Origin of the sequence: Acinetobacter sp. YH12064 (assembly GCF_013419735.1) — a bacterium.
Classification (GTDB): Bacteria; Pseudomonadota; Gammaproteobacteria; order Pseudomonadales; family Moraxellaceae; genus Acinetobacter; species Acinetobacter amyesii.
Genome location: NZ_VOZP01000001.1, coordinates 227,338 through 244,405 on the forward strand (window position 1 = coordinate 227,338; position 17,068 = coordinate 244,405).

The 17,068-nt window shown below is 40.6% G+C and carries 18 protein-coding genes; 13 read left to right on the forward strand and 5 right to left on the reverse strand.

What is annotated here, in order from left to right:
• The first annotated feature begins 5 nt into the window (after positions 1–5).
• The 7 genes from FTU13_RS17405 (at position 6) to pal (ending at position 5,526) form a co-directional block, all read left to right on the forward strand.
• Positions 6–131, forward strand: coding sequence for a hypothetical protein (locus FTU13_RS17405; RefSeq protein WP_257223222.1), 126 nt, complete (start codon positions 6–8; stop codon positions 129–131).
• Positions 132–197: 66 nt separating this feature from the next.
• Positions 198–605, forward strand: coding sequence for a tol-pal system-associated acyl-CoA thioesterase (gene ybgC / locus FTU13_RS01200; protein ID WP_078190367.1), 408 nt, complete (start codon positions 198–200; stop codon positions 603–605).
• 27 nt (positions 606–632) lie between these two features.
• The gene (gene tolQ / locus FTU13_RS01205) at positions 633–1,331 is read left to right on the forward strand and encodes a protein TolQ (protein WP_180161084.1); all 699 of its coding nucleotides are present in this window, start codon (positions 633–635) and stop codon (positions 1,329–1,331) included.
• Entirely contained in the window at positions 1,331–1,780 is a 450-nt protein-coding gene (gene tolR, locus FTU13_RS01210) for a protein TolR (protein WP_180126446.1), read from the forward strand. The genes tolQ and tolR overlap by 1 nt, the downstream gene beginning before the upstream one ends.
• A gap of 3 nt (positions 1,781–1,783) precedes the next feature.
• The gene (gene tolA / locus FTU13_RS01215) at positions 1,784–3,160 is read left to right on the forward strand and encodes a cell envelope integrity protein TolA (RefSeq protein ID WP_180126445.1); all 1,377 of its coding nucleotides are present in this window, start codon (positions 1,784–1,786) and stop codon (positions 3,158–3,160) included.
• A gap of 444 nt (positions 3,161–3,604) precedes the next feature.
• On the forward strand, positions 3,605–4,888 hold the full coding sequence (gene tolB / locus FTU13_RS01220; protein WP_180126505.1) for a Tol-Pal system beta propeller repeat protein TolB: 1,284 nt from the start codon (positions 3,605–3,607) through the stop codon (positions 4,886–4,888).
• A 68-nt stretch (positions 4,889–4,956) separates the two neighbouring features.
• Entirely contained in the window at positions 4,957–5,526 is a 570-nt protein-coding gene (pal, locus tag FTU13_RS01225; RefSeq protein ID WP_180034379.1) for a peptidoglycan-associated lipoprotein Pal, read from the forward strand.
• Between the two features lie 266 nt (positions 5,527–5,792).
• Here the strand turns inward: pal and FTU13_RS01230 are convergent, their stop codons facing one another.
• Positions 5,793–5,990, reverse strand: coding sequence for an NF038105 family protein (locus FTU13_RS01230; RefSeq protein ID WP_078190373.1), 198 nt, complete (start codon positions 5,988–5,990; stop codon positions 5,793–5,795).
• A gap of 184 nt (positions 5,991–6,174) precedes the next feature.
• Here FTU13_RS01230 and FTU13_RS01235 point away from each other — a divergent pair, with 184 nt between their 5' ends.
• The 5 genes from FTU13_RS01235 (at position 6,175) to FTU13_RS01255 (ending at position 9,464) form a co-directional block, all read left to right on the forward strand.
• Complete coding sequence (locus FTU13_RS01235) at positions 6,175–7,149, forward strand: class 1 fructose-bisphosphatase (protein WP_078192041.1); 975 nt, start codon at positions 6,175–6,177, stop codon at positions 7,147–7,149.
• 52 nt (positions 7,150–7,201) lie between these two features.
• Positions 7,202–7,978 carry an RNA methyltransferase gene (locus FTU13_RS01240; RefSeq protein ID WP_180126443.1) on the forward strand — a complete coding sequence of 259 codons (777 nt, stop codon included), beginning with the start codon at positions 7,202–7,204 and terminating at the stop codon, positions 7,976–7,978.
• 160 nt (positions 7,979–8,138) lie between these two features.
• Complete coding sequence (locus FTU13_RS01245; RefSeq protein ID WP_111883945.1) at positions 8,139–8,753, forward strand: RNA polymerase sigma factor; 615 nt, start codon at positions 8,139–8,141, stop codon at positions 8,751–8,753.
• Complete coding sequence (locus FTU13_RS01250; protein WP_078190377.1) at positions 8,750–9,070, forward strand: hypothetical protein; 321 nt, start codon at positions 8,750–8,752, stop codon at positions 9,068–9,070. The genes FTU13_RS01245 and FTU13_RS01250 overlap by 4 nt, the downstream gene beginning before the upstream one ends.
• Positions 9,060–9,464, forward strand: a complete 405-nt coding sequence (locus tag FTU13_RS01255) for a DUF3106 domain-containing protein (RefSeq protein ID WP_078192044.1) — start codon at positions 9,060–9,062, stop codon at positions 9,462–9,464. The genes FTU13_RS01250 and FTU13_RS01255 overlap by 11 nt, the downstream gene beginning before the upstream one ends.
• 87 nt (positions 9,465–9,551) lie before the next feature.
• Here FTU13_RS01255 and FTU13_RS01260 read toward each other — a convergent pair whose 3' ends face one another.
• The 4 genes from FTU13_RS01260 to cxpE form a co-directional block, all read right to left on the reverse strand.
• Positions 9,552–11,966 carry a CSLREA domain-containing protein gene (locus FTU13_RS01260; RefSeq protein WP_180126504.1) on the reverse strand — a complete coding sequence of 805 codons (2,415 nt, stop codon included), beginning with the start codon at positions 11,964–11,966 and terminating at the stop codon, positions 9,552–9,554.
• Positions 11,967–11,990: 24 nt separating this feature from the next.
• Positions 11,991–13,802: a rhombotarget A gene (rbtA, locus tag FTU13_RS01265; protein WP_180161085.1), complete on the reverse strand. Its 1,812-nt coding sequence runs from the start codon at positions 13,800–13,802 to the stop codon at positions 11,991–11,993.
• Between the two features lie 118 nt (positions 13,803–13,920).
• Positions 13,921–14,625 (reverse strand): DnaA regulatory inactivator Hda, encoded by a 705-nt coding sequence (gene hda / locus FTU13_RS01270; RefSeq protein WP_078190380.1) that lies wholly within the window; start codon positions 14,623–14,625, stop codon positions 13,921–13,923.
• An 18-nt stretch (positions 14,626–14,643) separates the two neighbouring features.
• A complete protein-coding gene (cxpE, locus tag FTU13_RS01275; protein WP_180021921.1) occupies positions 14,644–15,861 on the reverse strand; it encodes a chloramphenicol efflux transporter CxpE in 1,218 nt (405 codons plus the stop codon).
• A 134-nt stretch (positions 15,862–15,995) separates the two neighbouring features.
• On the opposite strand from cxpE, the gene purM reads away from it, so the two are divergent.
• Complete coding sequence (purM, locus tag FTU13_RS01280) at positions 15,996–17,066, forward strand: phosphoribosylformylglycinamidine cyclo-ligase (RefSeq protein WP_180126439.1); 1,071 nt, start codon at positions 15,996–15,998, stop codon at positions 17,064–17,066.
• Positions 17,067–17,068 lie beyond the last annotated feature (2 nt).

The following is a 17,068-nucleotide window of genomic DNA, read 5'->3' on the forward strand; positions in this document are numbered from 1 at the left end:
CAATAATGACAACTACGAAAGTTAAAGATTTACGTGAGTTGAAACCTTGTGCCATTGGACTGATGACTCACGGTGCTAAACTGCCCGTCATTGAAGCACTTGACGAATCATTGAATTATCGCCATTTTTAAATGCTCTAATTCTATGCTGAAGTGCAGAACAATATTTTTCAGATTTTATAAAGACGGAACACTCTCATGGCGAATAAATTCGAATTCAACATTCGTGTATATATTGAAGATACAGATGCAGGTGGCATTGTTTACCACGCAAATCATATTCGCTTTATGGAACGTACCCGCACAGAATGGCTGCGCGCTTCAGGTGTAGACCATTATTGGCATCAAAAAGATTACAACTTTGTCGTTCATAAAATTAATGTGAAATATTCACGTCCTATATTAATGGATGACCTGATTACTGTTACAGCAAGTGTAGTTTCGTGTAAGGCTACGTCATTTGTGTTGCAACAAAATATTTATCGTGGTGATATTATGCTGGCATCAGGTGAGGTAGAATTGGCATGTATCAGTGCAGAGATGAAACCCCGTCGCCTTCCTGATGAAATACGTGAACTGATTCTGAAAGAATTGGAACAAGATTAAAAAAATTATTTGGCACATGTAGTAACTATGGCAACTCAACTAGAATCAACACTCAAAGTTTCAGACCTCATCTTACAAGCAAGTCCTGTCGTACAACTGGTAATGCTCCTGCTGCTCTTAGCTTCGTTATTCAGTTGGTATCTGATTGCCAAGTTACACATGAGTTATAAAAAAGCGCAGGCCGATGATGAACATTTCCAAAAAATCTTTTGGTCTGGCGCCGAATTCAACACTTTATACAACAATGCTCAACTCAACTCGAAACGTGTTGGCCTTGAAGATGTTTTCTATCAAGGTTTAGGCGAGTTTTTCAAACTTAAAAAGCGTAATGCCAGCGCAGAACAATCCATTGAAGGTACAGAACGTATTCTTCGTGTGGGTTTAAGCCGTGACCAAGGACATTTAGAAAATGGTTTAGGCGCGCTTGCGAGTATTGGATCGGTTGCACCCTATGTTGGTTTATTCGGTACCGTTTGGGGCATTATGAACGCTTTTATTGGTTTGGCAGATGTTGACCAAGTCACCCTTGCTACGGTTGCTCCGGGTATTGCAGAAGCATTGATTGCAACGGCCATTGGTCTTTTTGCAGCGATTCCTGCTGTACTTGCATTTAACCATTTCACAGCCAAAGGTGAAGCCATTTATAACGATCGTGCGCTTTTTGCCGAAGAAATGGTTGCGTTATTACAACGCCAGTCTGTAGGTTCAACTCAGGACAATGACTAGTGGCTATTCAACGTTATGGACGCTTTGAGCGCATCAAAAAACCATTAAAAAGTGACATGAACGTCGTACCTTATATTGATGTCATGTTGGTTTTATTGGTGATTTTCATGGTCACTGCACCTATGATCACCACAGGTGTCAAAGTCGACTTACCACAGGCGAATGGCACGCCTATGCAAGCGGAAGATCGCCCTGCGATTGTTACACTTGAGTCGGATGGTACGATCAAACTCGAAGATAAAAATCATCAGAATGATGTACTCACACTTGATGAACTAAAATCTGTTTTAACTGCTTCACAAAATGAAGCGAACGAACAGAAAAAGCAAATGAGTGTCCTGATTAACGGCAGTGAATCTCGTCCTTATGGTGAAGTCATGAAACTCATGTCTGCCCTTCAAGATGCAGGTTTAACACAAGTAGGTTTACTGACTGAGCCATTAAAATAATTTATGAAAGATTTCAACAAGCCGCCTTTTAAACAAAAAGCCGTTGCGATTGGTTTCACACTAGGTGTGCATATCGTCGCTGTGGTTGGCTTACTTTATCTTGGCATGAGTAAACCACCTGAGCCCCCTAAAAAAATAACCACTGTTTTGGTAAAACCGGAAGATTTAAAACCTGTAACACGTGAAGTCACTGAGTTTGATGAAACCGCGCATGAAAATGTAGCTGAACAAATCACGCAAACAGCAGAACCTAGCGTTGAACCAGCACCCGAGATTCCAACGGCTGCACCACCTAAACCAGCAGAACCACCTAAGGCAGATCCACAGGTTGCTGCTCAACAGGCACTCGCTGCGGCAAAAGCACAGCAGCTTGCTGAACAAAAAGCTGCGGACAATGCAAAGCGTGCTCAAGAACAAGCTAAAGCGGCTGAAGCTGCAAAACTAAAAGCACAACAAGAAGCCAAAGCGGATGCGGCTAAGGCAAAAGCAGATGCTACGGCGAAAGCCAATGCTGAAGCAGCAAAACGTAAAGCAGATGCTGATGCCAAAACCAAGGCTGAAAAAATCCGTGCCGATGCTTTAAGAAAAGCAGAAGCTGACAAAGCCAAAGCTGCAGCAACGGCAAAAGCCAAGGCCAATGCGGATGCTGCAAAACGTAAAGCAGATGCAGACGCGAAAGCTAAAGCCAATGCGGAAGCTGCAAAACGTAAAGCAGATGCTGATGCGAAAGCCAAGGCCAATGCAGAAGCTGCAAAACGTAAAGCAGATGCTGATGCAAAAGCTAAGGCCAATGCAGAAGCTGCAAAACGTAAAGCAGACGCCGATGCAAAAGCTAAAGCCAATGCGGAAGCTGCAAAACGTAAAGCAGATGCTGATGCCAAAGCTAAGGCCAATGCGGAAGCTGCAAAACGTAAAGCAGATGCTGATGCGAAAGCCAAGGCCAATGCAGAAGCTGCAAAACGTAAAGCAGATGCCGATGCAAAAGCCAAGGCAGATGCAAAGGCTAAAGCCGATGCCGAAGCACGCGAACGTGCAGCCGAAGAAGCCAAAGCTTCATCAGCTAAAAAAGCAGCTGAAGAAGCCGCACAGAAAAAGGCTGAAGCGAAGAAGATTGCATCTACTGCAAAGAAAGATTTTGAAAATAAAATCCGTCGTGCATGGGACACACCTTCTGACTCTGCGGGTAAATCGGCAACTGCTCGGGTGACATTATCAGAAAGTGGTTCAGTCCGATCAGTTATTGTGAACTCTAGTGACCCTGATATGAAAGCCAGTATTGAAGCCGCGGTTCGTGCTGCAGCACCGTACCCAATGCCAAGCGACCCTGATGCTAGACGTGAAGCACAAAGCTTTACCTCTACATTTAGATCTTCAAATTAAGTTTGATAAATCCCTGCATTGATTGCGGGGATTTTTTTATATTTCTTCTGAATATGGCAAACTTTGGAAAATTTATTGATTAGATGGGTTCATTCACTGATTTTTTGAATGAAACAAATTCTATTTGGTCGACACTTTTCATAAAATGACATATATATAAGTTTTACTAACTCAGCCTAATCAAGAGCTACTTATTTCTTCTAAACATTTGATTCAAAAATTAAATTTCAACTATATAGAATTATCATTTCCAATTCAAAATGTGATGTTGTCTGCACCAATTTTAAGATAAACTTCAGTGAACTCGAATAAAATCTCTGCATTTTTCACAGTGTTATAACAGTTCAGTCATATTTTCATGCTTTTAATAATCCAAAATCATGCCATTATGTGACACAACCTAATACAGACAATAACTCACATTTTTAGAGTAGTTAGCGAATGATGGAAATGACGCGTAAACATCTTCTTTGCTTAGCAATTATGACCGCTTTGAGTCCAGTTTTAATCACTCAAACACATGCACAGCTTCATCTTGAAATCACCAAGGCGCCTGAAGAGGCACCTAAAATTGCGATCGTGCCTTTTAGTAATGACTCAAATATTTATCCAGTGGTTGAAAATGACTTGAACCGCTCAGGTAAATTTACCAGTGCCTCTAAAAACTTACCTGCAACTGCAACAATAAATTCACCTAATGCAGAAGCATGGAAAGCTGCGGGCGTACCCTATGTCGTGACAGGCACATCAAAAACAACAGCAGATGGCTCTTATGAAATTCACTACCAACTGTATGATGTTGAAAAAAAACAATACCTGTTAAATGAACTACTCACTGTACCTGCTTCACGTTACCGTCAAGCAGCGCATATGATCAGTGATGCAATCTATCAAGCTTTAACTGGCATTCCAGGTGACTTCAGCGGCCGTATTGCCTATGTATTGCGTAATGCAGCAACACCAGATCAGCGCTATACCCTACAAATTGCAGATACGGATGGTGAACAACCCCGTACCATTTTGACTTCACGTGATCCAATCTTGTCCCCTGCTTGGACACCTGATGCTAAAAAGCTAGCTTATGTTTCTTTTGAAACCAAACGCCCTGCAATTTACATCCAAGACTTAGCAAGTGGTAACCGTGAAAAAGTTGCAAGTTTCCGTGGTTTAAATGGTGCTCCAAGCTTCTCACCTGACGGTAAATCTATGTTGTTTACCGCTTCAATGCATGGCAATCCTGAAATCTATCAAATGGATTTACAGACTCGCCAATTAAAACGCATGACCAATGACACAGCGATTGATACAGAAGCACGTTATGCCCCTGACGGTAAATCATTTATTTTTACCTCTGACCGTGGTGGCTCTCCACAAATTTATACCTACAACTTAAGTACTGAAAGCGTAAAACGTTTGACTTTCCGTGGCGCTTTCAATGCCCGTGGCACTTTAAGTGCTGATGGTAAAAAATTAGCTTTGGTGCATCGTCCTAGCGGTAGTAACTATAAAGTTGCGGTTCAAGACATTGGTTCTGGTGTAACCAATATTTTAACACCAACAAGTTTAGATGAATCCCCAAGCTTCTCTCCAAATGGTCAAATGGTGGTGTATGCAACACGTGAAGCAAACCGTGGTTTGCTCTCGATCATGTCTTTAGATGGTCGTTTCCGCATGAACTTACCAAGTGAACAAGGTGAAGTTCGTGAACCAGCTTGGGCACCGAAATAAACACTGCATGATTTATTCAACAATAACTTTTTAATGAAACATCATAAATAACCGTCATGGAGATCAATATGAAAGCAATGAAACTGATTGCGCTACCTGTTTTAGCTACAGCACTAGTAATGACTGGTTGTGCCAGCCGTAAACCTGCAGCAGACGTACAAGCAGGACAAAACCCAAATAGCTCAACCACTGTAAACACTTCTGGTTTAAGTGAAGATGCAGCACTCAATGCACAAAACTTAGCGGGTGCATCATCGAAAGGTGTAACTGAAGCGAATAAAGCATTTTTAGCGAAGCGCGTAGTACACTTTGACTACGACAGTACAGAGCTTAGCAATGAAGACTTACAAACCCTTCAAGCTCATGCACAGTTTCTTGTTGCTAATGCAAACTCACGCGTGGCTTTAACAGGTCATACCGATGAACGTGGTACTCGTGAATACAACATGGCGCTTGGTGAGCGTCGTGCCAAAGCTGTTGAAAGCTTTCTGATTACAACAGGCGTAAGTCCAAATCAGCTTGAAGCAGTTAGTTATGGTAAAGAAATGCCAATCAATGCGGGTCATGATGAAAATGCATGGAAAGAAAACCGCCGTGTAGAAATTAACTACGAAGCGGTTCCTCCACTACTTAAATAAGACTTGAATAAGTCTGAGCTAAAAAAAGCACTCATTAATGAGTGCTTTTTTGATTTAACCTATATCATTTAATTTATATCATTTCATTTGCACCGTTCTATTGCAATGTTCTTTGCTTTAACTCAATTTAGCCCTTTAACTCAGGATAAATTCGATTAGCGGCTTTAGAACTTAAAAAAATATCCAATTAAAAATGCAAATGAACGACTTTTAAAACGATATCCTTAGCTTTACCAACTAGAAAATTAGCTTAACAATCCAAATCATTATGCTTCTGCTTCCGGATGTTCAGCATTTTCTTTTTCTGTTTGCATCGACTCAATGAGGTCATGTTTATTGAACTTTTTATACTCTGCTTTTGCTTCGTAACTGCTCCATGCAGCTTTAACGGTATCCGCAGAAATATCGTCTAAATTCAATCCCTCAGTTGCAGTCGGAGTCGCATCAAATTTTTGTGTGGTCATTGTTGTGCTCCCTGTCTTTCGATTTATACATTAGATTCAACATAGCATGTTATTCAGGACATGCAAGGGTAAAATCACGACAAATAGTCTAGTTTAATTTTTCTTTTCCTTCGTTCTCATCTAAAATGTTGCACAATCACATTTTTATCATTTTTGATAAATTAATATTTGGAGTTTTCCGGTTATGTCAAATCTCACCCTTTCCCAATTTCTACAACAACAAAGTGGTAATCTTACTCCTGCATTAGCACAAGTTATTGAAACAATTGGTAATACATGCAAAGACATCGACCTTCTTTTACAAAAAGGTGCTTTGGCTGGTGTATTGGGTAGCGCGCAACACGAAAACGTTCAAGGTGAAGAACAAAAGAAACTTGATGTCATTTCAAATGATTACCTCATTGATGCATTAAAAGTTCATCCACATGTTGGTGGCTTGGCTTCTGAAGAATTAGATGAATTCACACCAGCTCAAGAAAATGGCGATTATCTTGTCTTGTTCGACCCATTAGATGGTTCAAGCAACATCGATATCAACATGTGTGTTGGCACAATTTTCTCAATTCTTCCTGCAAAAAATGCGGTAACGCAAGCTGAAGATTTCATGCAAGCGGGTGTTAACCAAGCGGCTGCAGGTTATGTACTGTATGGCCCATCAACAATGATGGCTCTAACTGTCGGTGCTGGCGTAGTCTTCTTTACTTTTGATCCAGAAAGCAAAGAATTCTTATTAACCAAAGATGCGATTGCGGTTGCAGCAGATACTAAAGAATATGCAATTAATGCATCAAACCAGCGTCACTGGGAAGAGCCTGTAAAACGTTATATCGACGAACTTCTTGCAGGTAAAACTGGCCCGCGTGAAAAAGACTTCAATATGCGTTGGGTTGCATGCATGGTGGGTGATATTCATCGTATTCTTTGCCGTAGCGGTATCTTCATGTATCCATACGACTTCAAAGATCCGAAAAAAGCAGGCCGTCTACGTTTAATGTACGAAGCAAACCCAATGAGTATGTTGATGGAACAAGCTGGCGGTGCTTCTACAACAGGCCGTGTCCGCATTCTAGACATCCAACCAACAGAACTTCATCAACGTGTACCTGTGATTATTGGTTCTAAAAACGAAGTTGACCTAGTTACGTCATACCATAATTAATTTCTTATAACGAAAGTCAGAATTTTTGCTGACTTTCGTGGATATCTCCCTCATGGCTCTGATTTATCTCGAATCAAAAGACAACCCGAAAATTAAGCACCTCCGTGGCTTAATCGAACAAAATGCCTACCGTAAAAAACAAGGTCAAACTGTTTTGGAAGGCACACACTTGGTGTTGTCATGGTTAGACTCAAAACGTCCAATCAAATCGATTTTCACCACTGAACAAGCAATTAATCATGCCGACTTCGACCGCATTGCGGAACAATATCAAGGTGCTGTGTTCATTCTAAGTGAATCTTTATACAAAGATATCAGTACACTTGGAACATCTATTGCTTGCTTAGCGATTGTGGATTTACCAAGTTCAAGTGAAGCACTTAACTACAGTGAAGACACCTTAATTTTAGACAATATTCAAGACCCCGGTAATGTAGGCACCCTACTCCGTTCTGCTGCCGCAGCAGGTATTGAACAAGTTGTTTGTACCAAAGGCTCTGCATCGCTCTGGTCACCGCGTGTATTACGCGCAGGTATGGGCGCACATTTTTCATTAAATACCTTTGAAAATATTGCCCTTGAAGATATTTTGACGAAATTCAAAATTCCAGTGTATGCAACAAGCTCACATCAGTCTGAAAACCTATATAGCAAAAATTTACGCAAACAATGTGTGTGGATTTTAGGCAATGAAGGTCAAGGTGTTTCTGAATATGCATTACAACATGCAGAAGCCGTTGCGATTCCTCAACCGGGTGGTCAAGAATCATTAAACGTAGCCATTGCTGGCTCGATCTGTTTTTTTGAAATGGTACGTCAGCGTCAGTAAAATCGTTATTTTATTGTATTTAGCGCTTAAGCCTGAAAAAAATAGACTACACTAGAAAAAATAATAATTCTTTTTGTCAACCTAACCGTTATTTCCATCGTTATTTGTATATGAATATGGAAATAATGGTGGGTATCCGATGACAGGATTTTCCATCTCTATGGATTTAGCACCCAAAAAGTCCGAGACGCAAGACAGCAGTGTTTTAAAAAGCACGGCTGAGTCTCGCCTGAAAAACTTCATGAATGAAGTGACGGGGCGTGCTTTAGTAATGATGGAAAGTGCAACGCACGGTCAACATGGCATTGCCATGGACTTGGTGCAAGAAGCCTTTATTTCCTTACATAAAGCTTATGCTGAAAAGTCCACAGAGGAATGGTATCCCCTGTTTTACACCATTTTAAATAACAAGCTGCAAGACTGGCGTCGAAAAGAAGCACGTCGTTCGCAGCCGTTTTCCTTATTTAGAAAAGTTAGCCTAGATGACGACGATGTCGAGATACAGGATGTGGTAGATGAATCTACACCAAACCCTTTCGACTTTCTGGATCAGGCTGTCACTGCAGAGGAAATACAAGATGCTATCGCAGAACTTCCAGTCCGCCAGCAACAAGCATTTATGTTGCGAGCTTGGGAAGGCTTTGATACGCATACAACTGCAGAAATTATGAATTGTTCCGAAGGCAGTGTGAAAACACATTACCACCGTGCCATTCAAGGTTTACGTACCGCTTTGGCACATTTGAATCCACATATGGGAGGATCATCCGAATGAAACAAGATGATTTCTTAAAGCAAGTAACTTCCAAACTTGATGGACTCGCACAGCACCATAAAGACAAAGCAACTGTCATGAATAACGTGCTTGAAGATATTCATCAGCGCGAAACTTCTCGTTATGGTTTCTGGAAAATGTCTGGCTTTGCACTTGCAGCAGCAATTGCAGGTTTCGTCATTTTACCGAATGCGACTGTACTGGATGACAAACCACAAAATCAGGTGATTTCAACCCCTAAGCTCTCCCCTCAAATGGTAGAAGATCTTGAAATGTTGATGGTTCTGGGTGAGGACAAAGTTCCACATGGCAGCTAAAAAATTAGCAATTGCATTCTGTGCTTTTAGTTTTTTGCAAACCAGTTTTGCTGGCTTTGATCGCTTTTGGATATTTTCAAAAGATGCAGATACTCAAGTCAATGAAACTTGGGATTCGCTATCTGAAGCAGAACAACAGGCTTTAATTAAAAAGTATCAGGCACTCAAAGAGATTCCTGCAGATCAACGTGTCAGCTTGCAACAGCGCATGGATTGGTTCACTCAACTTCCAGATAGTGAAAAGCAACGTATGCGCGAAACTTGGCAAAAAATGAGTACTTTAGAACGTAAAGAACTCGCGACACGTATGCAAAAAGCTAGTCCTGATGAACGACCTGCTATTCGCGATGAGTATATCAACAAATATTTACAGCCTATCGCTGTCGCTCACTAATCTAAAACAGCAGCATGTTGCGAAAATCAAATCAATTACATTAGTTAAGCCATAAAAAAAGCCTCTTATCGAGGCTTTTTTATTGTATTACTTGCTCAACCGACGTTGACGATACACACCTAAACCAATTAATGCCAACAGTCCAAATACTCCCATTGAGCCACCGCCGCTAGAAGAAGAGTTGGTGTTTTTCGCGGTATTCTTAAGAGTCAGAATTGCATTGCTTGATGCAATGCCATCACTATCGACAACGCTATATTCAACAGGATAGTCAAACTGACTAAAGCCATTTTTTACTGAGAAGGTAATCTTGCCACCGTAGCAAGTTTCCTTTAAATAACTTGCTGGGCAACTGCCACTATACTCAGCTTCAAAGTTTAAACCTGCTGGGATTTTCGTAAAACGAATTGGGATAATTTGACCTTCTTCATTTTTATGCCATACCGATTTACCCGTTGGCATAGATGTAACTGGACCATCACCATCATCATTAGCATTTTCTAATAAATTATTGACGGTAACAGACAAATTATTTGACGGACTAATTGTGTATTGAGCAGCTTTGGCCACTGGGGTCATATTTTTAAATGCCACACGTACTATACCAGAGGATTCCGCCTGACTCCCTGTCTTTTGTTTTAGCGTATATTTACAAAAACCGTATTCGGTAGGCGCTGTTGTTGCCCCACTGGTGCGATATATAACGATTTGTTTTATTCCAGCATCCCAATCACAGTGCAGGTCATGTGGTGGATTACCCACAATACTTGCTTCGCCTGTACTAGACACCGTAATTTCACTACCAATGCCGATTGGTGAAGTCGTCACGGTATAGTTGTCAGCATTTAAGGCAATTTGTCGTGTTTCAGCACTTCCGTTCACAGACTCTTCCTGAGGTAATGATGCTGGGAATGGATCAAAATAAACCGCACGATATTTGAGGTTATTTTTTAATGCACTTAATACCGCTTCGTATTTTGTTAAATCATCCTGATTGGCAACTTTGTATTCTGCATAATCTGGATCGTCGATATCCTTTTTCAAAGCATCAATTGTATTTTGATACTTATCTTGCAGAGCTGTTAAAGACTCATTGGTAATATCTGCCATATCTGCTGCGGTTAAATTCATTAACTCAACCGAACCAATATCACATGTGTTTCTTTGCGTAGGTGATAACTGTAAAGTACCATCTGTGATCCGCAAAATGCCCCGTTGATCCGCATCACTACAGCCGTCTAAGCCAAGATTGATTAAGTCAAAACCACTGCCGATCGCTTTCGGATAATACAACGGTAAATACAAATTATAAGCAGATTTTGTTTGTAGGGCGCTTAACAAAGTCCCCATAGCATAGCTACTTACATCATAGTTTTGCAGAAAGCTTTCCGTACTATTCAGCACACTTTCTGGTAAATCACACTGTGCGGCTGCCAGTTCAAATGCATTATTACTTGCCACAAATTTTTGACCATTATCAGGTACTGCATTATTCAGATAACGACAAGATTTTCCACCAGTATTGTAGGCCAATACATTGAAATACCAAGCCTTTGTACCATTGTTATCATAATAATAGGTACTCGCCGCATTGTTCTCGACTATTGTATTACTGGTTAAAACGAAGCTAGAAAAAGCACTTAAACGATCCGTTCCCTGAGAAATGGCACGGATAATACTACCCGTACTTGGATTTGCTTGGTTTTTTGCAATCGTATTTGCTGTCAGTTCAACCTTGGCATTTCCACAGAAGTCCATCACACTATTGCTCGTCGATGAACCATTTTGAATAATACTGCTTTGCTGGAACACAATTTCAGGCTGGGTATCCCCCAAGTTCCCGATACAGTCCATAGCGATAACACTACCTTTAGGTGCGACGTTACCCTGAACTAAACTGCTCACCAATAATGTTTTTTTCGACATATTATGCGCAACGGAGTAGATAGCACCGCCAGCAACTTTGGCTTGAGAGTTTTCAATTGCACCATTATTTAAGGTAAATGCTCCCCCTAAATACAAGGCACCACCACGGTCTTCTGCCATCCCGCCAGTAAGGCGTACATTATTGACGATAAAGTTGGCTTCTGAGCGTGAAGTATTAAAAATACGCGATTTGCCTTGGGCATTAATCGTCGTTCTAATATCCTCATAGGCAGGAAATTTCTGCGTCAGTAAATTTTTTGAATCATAGTTAAAGCGGCTTTTCCCCTCAATCACGATCTGATTTAGAGGAACTAACTCACCTTTAGTCAGAAGATATTCACCTGCTTCAAGTTGAATATAATCGGTCTGCCCATTATTTGGATTACCGACATTACATCCACCAAAAGATTTGTTTTTACGTGCAGTTTCAATCGCTTCACGTAAAGAACATTGATTGAGATTTTCACCATTTTCATCCTCAAAGGTCGTAACTTTGATGATATTACTTGTCGCTGCCATAGATGACATAGCCGCAAGGACCATGACCGCCAGCAATCCTTTTTTATAATTTTTCATGTGCTGTCCTTAATTCTATCCAGACTATTTTTTAAAGCGACGAAATCCAACTAAGCCAAGCAGCGCAAAAATACTCGCCCAGCCTAGAGCACCACCCGAAGTTTTAACGGTTTTACTTTCCATTTCATTGTTTGGTTCTTGGAAAATACGCACTTCTGCAGCTAAATAATTTTTTGCCGAAGTATTAAAACGGGTTGAAGACGTCACCACACGCAATTCAAAAATATCTGCGCCATGCCAATTTCCATTTGGCGTGTATTCAAAATCACCATTCAAATTCAGTGTAAATTTACCTTTTGATTCGGTGCTTTGTACAACTATTGGACAACCATCTTGCCATGGCTCACCTGTTGGATTTGCTATACCCATCACTTTTGTACATTCTTCTTTTGGAATTAAATCACTGTCACCTAAAGCATCTAAGATATTAAACTTCGCCACTTCACCTGTACGTATGTCTTTACCTAAGCGAGGCATGCTCACAGGAACCACAATTTCGATAGCCCCACGATCACACCAAACATCATCCAAATTACGATTTTTTCCACGCTGATCAGAAGACTCACAATACACATGATGCTCATTGCCATCTGCTGTGGTCTTCCCCTTATTTAATATCGGGCTAGAGAAAATCGTTTCGTAATCTAATAAAATACGAGGACGTAAATAACCAATAAATGCGTTGTTTGCTGTGGTAAATGGACAGAAAAGTGCATTACGATCTTCTGTTAAGGTTTTACAGCTACCTTCATCTTCACCCGCGATTAAACTTGTCCCATACCACACATCATTTAAATTTGCAACAGGCCCAACAGGACAACTCGCAGCCACTAAGTTGTTATAAAAAACAGATTTGTCTGTTCCTGAGTTCACAACTTTACAATCTTGAGCGGTGCCACTGAGCGCATTACCAATCACCACACTATTGGCTAAATAAGCATGCTCAGAGGTACTATTTAGTTCAATACCACCACTGTTCTTCAGTACTGTAATATTATTGAGTGCTAAACCATCACGTAAATTGACAGCAAAACCTTTGTTTTTGAAAAAGGTACTATTGGCAATGATATTTTGAGGGTTACTGAACACCAACTTGCTGATGTCTGCGAGCCCATTTTGATTATAAACAATCGCTCGACCAGAAGTGCTTACATTATTTTTGAACAAAGATGTATAGATTTCATAAGCCGGTGCTTCTGAGTAAATTGCACCCCCATCTACCGCTTTGTTGTTTTGAAAAATCGTGGTTCGTATATATAGACGGCTTGCTACAGCTGCGCCATCTTCTGAAAATCCAACATTGTAGATTGCACCACCAAGTCGTGCATAGCCATCTTCAAACTTTACATTTTCAAGTGTGAGTTTTTCATTATTAAAAATGATGCCGCCTTTATCAGCACATTGATCTTGCTTACATCCTTTAAATGAAATTTCTTTAAAATTGATCGCAAGTAGTTCTTTTTCGCCATCATTAATATTAAAAATTTGATCCTTACCCGTCATTTCAATGACGGCATTATTAAGACCGAGTACGACATCTTCATTGACGTTACTGTCATATGCCGTTTTCAGATTCAGTTCTGCTTTAATATCAATTTTTTTAGTGAGTTTATAAACTTCATTTTTTTTCAGAGAAATTGAGGCATAGGCGTCTTTACCCCCGCAACCATTATATCCGGCTTCTGGCATACCATTATTGATATATTCTATGGCTTCACGAAGTGAACATTCCTTGTCATCCTTTACAACATCTTCAGTGGTTGTAACGGTAATTTCTGCGCTAAATGCATGACCTGCCATGAGAAGCATGCCAATGCCTATGCTCTGTTTGAGCATATCCATCTCCTTAAATATTTTTTATCTTTTTATTCTTAAGTTGCACAATCCTTGCAACATTAAAATATTTTTATGTACTTTGTCACAGCTTGAGTAATTACTCAAGAATTTTTATTGCTTACCGATATTCATCAATTAGGGCAAAAATTTGTCTTAAATTGGCATGACTCAATTTGACTTTTTCACCTTTTAACATCTGAATCAGTTGTTCTAAAGAACGAAGTAAAATGGATGCCTGATGTGGCCCATGTGCCAACAAATAATCTACAATTTGTTGATCCATATGGATGCCACGTCGCGCCAAAACAGAGTTTACGAGTGCTTGTCGGTCTGCGTATAAACTACCATTTGGTACTTTTACACTGACAGCCTGAGTTAATCGAGACTGTAAATCTGGCAGTTCAAGTTTGAGTTCAATGGGCGCCAGCCGAGATGAAAAGACCAATTGACCACCTTCTTCGTTATTATAATTAATCAGGTGAAAAACAGCTTTTTGCCAATGTGGAACTCCGCTAATCGCTTCAATATCGTCTAAAGCCACCAAGTCATAGCGATCGAGCGAAGTAATCGCTTCAGTGGGAGCATCTAGCAATTCAAGCAATGAAACTTGAATTGCTGATTTGCCAATTTCTAAATAGGAGTCACATATTGCAGACAGTAAATGGCTTTTTCCTGTGCCAGCTCCACCATAGATATAAAAACGATTCATTAAACCAGCATGTAACTGACGAACACCATCGATTACATGCCCCCAACTCGGCCCAGAAAAATCACTAATTCGGGCATCGAGTTGTGGTTCTATATCTAGCTGCAATTGACGCATATCTATATTTTGGCCTTATCAATCTTTATGTTCTGATCTTTCAATGTTACTCGAAATTTCAGGATCTTGCAGCGAATTTGCAGACTGATTTTTGAGCTCAATATCAACAGCAACTTGATTGGTTTCTACGTTTAAAGTGCCACTTGCAGCATCATTTACGACAAGTACATCATTTCGGTATAAATTACTTTTCTCGTAATTTTCGCGTGCATGACGTAATAAGACCACAATAATCGCTGCAACGGGTAATGCAATGAGCATTCCGAGGAGTCCTGCCAATTGCGCGCCTGCAAGGACTGCAAATACCACTGCCACAGGAGACAAACCAATTTTGTCGCCTAATAAGAAAGGCTGTAAAATATAACCTTCTATTGCCTGCCCTACCATGAATACCACCAGTACTAAGGCCAAATGCACCCAATCCAAACCGAATTGGAACAGGCAAGCCACAATTGCCGAAATAATACCAACCGCAAAACCCAAATACGGAATAATACTGGCTAGACCCGCAATCATCCCGATAATGATGCCGACCTCAATACCCACCAATTGAAGTCCAACCGCATATACAACGCCCAATAAGAACATTACCAAGAACTGGCCTTTTACAAACGCGCCTAGAACTTCATGACATTCGCCTACGATGGTTAATGTGCTTTTTTCGTATTTGCGTGGAATAAGGCGACGCATGTTTTCTAACATTCGTTCCCAATCTAATAAGAAATAGAAAGCTATGATTGGAATTAAGACAATCGTGCCACCAATCTGTATGAAATTCAGACCCGATTGTGCCACTTTTAACAACATGGCTTGGATACTGTCTGCACTATAGTTGGTTTGAATATACTCCATGATCGCTGCTGACATTTGCTCTGTATCAATTTCCATCGGTACAAGATTAAATGTCTCTGATAACCACGGCAGGAATGTATAGTTGACCCAATGAATATTGCTTGGAATATTGTTTTTCGCATACATCAACTGTTCCCATACCAGTGGTACGAGGAACCACATTGAAAGGAATATAGCGACACCAATTCCAATAAAGACCAAACTGATAGATAACCAGCGCGGCAAGCCAATATTATGTAATTTATCGACTAAAGGGCTAAATAAATATGCAATTAGAAATGCGCCGATAAAAGGAACAACTACAGGCTTTAATAAGTATAAAACCCATATGATCAATGCTATCCCAGCAAGAATAAATATTCGGCGCAAGGTGCGATCACCCATATAAAGTCACCTTTTTTCAATGTAATCGTTATAGAAAGGAAAATATTTTAATAAAGATAACATTTTAGTGCGAAATAGCATAAGAGTTTTGCATATTCAGGTTATAATCCCCGCGCGAATGCGGAGACTTCATTATGAGCAACTCAACTTCTACCCCAAACACTGGTTTAAGCTACAAAGATGCAGGTGTCGACATTGAAGCGGGCGACGCGTTAGTCGATCGTATCAAATCTGTCGCGAAACGTACTGCACGTCCTGAAGTAATGGGCGGCCTAGGCGGCTTCGGCGCTCTTTGTAAAATTCCTAAAGGTTATGAAGAACCTGTTCTCGTATCTGGCACAGATGGTGTTGGTACAAAATTGCGTTTAGCATTGAATTTGAACCGTCATGACACAATTGGTCAAGACTTGGTTGCAATGTGCGTAAACGATCTTCTTGTATGTGGTGCTGAACCACTGTTCTTCCTTGACTACTATGCAACTGGCCACCTCAACGTCGACGTTGCAGCAAATGTTGTGAGTGGTATCGGTGCGGGTTGTGAACTTGCAGGTTGTGCATTGGTTGGCGGTGAAACTGCTGAAATGCCAGGTATGTATGAAGGCGAAGACTATGACCTTGCAGGTTTCTGCGTAGGTGTAGTTGAGCAAAGTAAAATTATTGATGGCTCTAAAGTTAAAGCGGGTGACGTTTTAGTTGGTGTTGCATCTTCTGGAGCACACTCAAACGGTTACTCACTTCTTCGTAAAATTTTAGATGTGAAAAACGTTGACCTTACTCAAATCGTTGATGGTCGTCCACTTGCAGATACAGCAATGGAACCAACACGTATTTATGTAAAACCAATTCTTCAGTTATTGAAAGAAGTGGATGTACACGCTATGGCGCACATCACAGGCGGCGGTTTACCGGGTAACTTACCTCGTGTACTTCCAAATGGTGCTCAAGCGGTAGTCAATGAAGCATCTTGGGAATGGCCAGAATTATTCAAACTACTTCAAAAAGAAGGTGGTGTTGAACAATTTGAAATGTACCGCACATTTAACTGTGGCGTAGGTATGGTTCTCGTGGTTGATGCAGCCGATGCTGACAAAACTGTTGAATTACTCAATAGCCTTGGCGAAAAAGCATTCACAATGGGTCACATTGCAGATAATGCTGAATCTGTTGAAGGCGCTGACGAAAAAATCCGTGTAGTTTTCGCATAAGC